Genomic DNA, 1939 nt, shown 5'->3' with positions numbered 1-1939 from the left:
AGGCCCCGGCGCCGGGGGCGGCCGTGGTGGGCTGACGGCCCGAGGGGGCAGGGCGGCTCGCCGGGCGCCGGGGGGCGGCGTCGGGGAAAGGCCGCGGGCGGCGGTTCGCGAAGTGCGAACTACGCTGGGAGGCCGTCCGCCGAGGAAACCCGACCCGACCCCGCGAGGAGCACCGCACCGTCATGGCTGCCGCCAACCTGGTCAACCTGGAAGCCGTCGACAAGGTCTACGGCACCCGCGCCCTCCTCGACGGCATCTCCCTCGGCGTCGCCGAAGGCGACCGCATCGGCATCGTCGGCCGCAACGGCGACGGCAAGACCACCCTCGTCCGCCTCCTCGCCAAGCTCGAAGAGCCCGACGCCGGCCGCGTCACCCACACCGGCGGCCTCACCCTCGGCGTCCTCACCCAGGGCGACACCCTCGACCCCGCCGCCACCGTCCGGCACGAGGTCGTCGGCGACATGGCCGACCACGAGTGGGCCGGCGACGCCCGCGTCCGCGACGTGCTCACCGGCCTCTTCGGCGGCCTCGACCTGCCCGGGTTCGAGCAGGGCCTCGACACCGTCATCGGCCCGCTCTCCGGCGGCGAGCGCCGCCGCATCGCGCTGGCCAAGCTGCTCATCGGCACCCCCGGCCTCGTCGTCCTGGACGAGCCGACCAACCACCTCGACGTCGAGGGCATCGCCTGGCTCGCCGAGCACCTGCGCACGCGCCGCGCCGCGCTCGTCGTCGTCACCCACGACCGCTGGTTCCTCGACCAGGTCTGCACCCGCATGTGGGACGTCCAGCGCGGCGCCGTCCACGAGTACGACGGCGGCTACTCCGACTACGTCTTCGCCCGCGCCGAGCGCACCCGCATCGCCGCCACCGAGGAGGCCAAGCGGCAGAACCTCGTGCGCAAGGAGCTGGCCTGGCTGCGCCGCGGTGCCCCGGCCCGTACCAGCAAGCCCCGCTTCCGCATCGAGGCCGCCAACGCGCTCATCGCCGACGTGCCCCCGCCCCGCGACTCCGCGGAGCTGATGAAGTTCGCCAACTCCCGCCTCGGCAAGACGGTCTTCGACCTGGAGGACGTCACCGTACGGGCCGGCGGCGGCGAAGACGGCAGGGTGCTGCTCAAGGGGTTGACCTGGCAACTCGGACCCGGCGACCGCATCGGGCTCCTCGGCGTCAACGGGGCGGGCAAGACGTCCCTGCTGCGTACGCTCGCGGACACCGCCGCCTCCGGCGGCGAGCGGCAGCCGGCCGCAGGGCGGATCGTCGCGGGCCGGACGGTGCGGCTCGCGTACCTCTCGCAGGAGGTCACGGAGCTGGATCCGCAGTGGCGGCTGCTGGAGTCGGTCGAGCGGGTACGGCAGCGGGTGGACCTCGGCAAGGGGCGGGAGATGACCGCCTCGCAGCTGTGCGAGCAGTTCGGCTTCGGGCGCGAGAAGCAGTGGACGCCGGTGGGCGACCTGTCCGGCGGCGAGCGGCGGCGGCTGCAGCTGCTGCGGCTGCTGATGGACGAGCCGAACGTGCTGTTCCTCGACGAGCCGACCAACGACCTGGACATCGAGACCCTCACGCAGCTCGAAGACCTGCTGGACGGCTGGCCGGGGACGCTGGTGGTCATCAGCCACGACCGGTACTTCATCGAGCGGACGACGGACACGGTGCACGCGCTGCTGGGCGACGGGGCGCTGCGGATGCTGCCGGGCGGGATCGAGGAGTACCTGCGTCGGCGGGCCCGTATCCGCGAGGCGCAGGCGCAGGCCCAGCCGCAGTCACCGGCGCAGGCGTCGCAGGCCGCGGCCCCGGCGGCCGGGCTGTCCGCGGCGGACGCGCGGGCGGCGAAGAAGGAGCTGCAGCGCATCGAGCGGCAGTTGGACCGGATCGGCGGCAAGGAGGGCGAGCTGCACGCCGCGATCGCCGAGCACGCGACGGACTTCGCGCGGGTGGCGGA

General features: G+C 74.2%; 1 protein-coding gene. It reads left to right on the top strand.

Features of this window, described 5'->3' with window-relative positions; all coding sequences use genetic code 11:
- Positions 1-182: 182 nt before the first annotated feature.
- Positions 183-1939 (top strand): ABC-F family ATP-binding cassette domain-containing protein (locus H5J30_RS30125; RefSeq protein WP_181790556.1); only part of this gene is annotated, 1757 nt, incomplete at its 3' end.

Source organism: Streptomyces phytophilus (assembly GCF_013870535.1).
Lineage (GTDB): Bacteria > Actinomycetota > Actinomycetes > Streptomycetales > Streptomycetaceae > Streptomyces > Streptomyces phytophilus.
The sequence above is the reverse complement of the archived record's forward strand: the minus strand, read 5'-3'. Positions and strand labels throughout refer to the sequence as shown.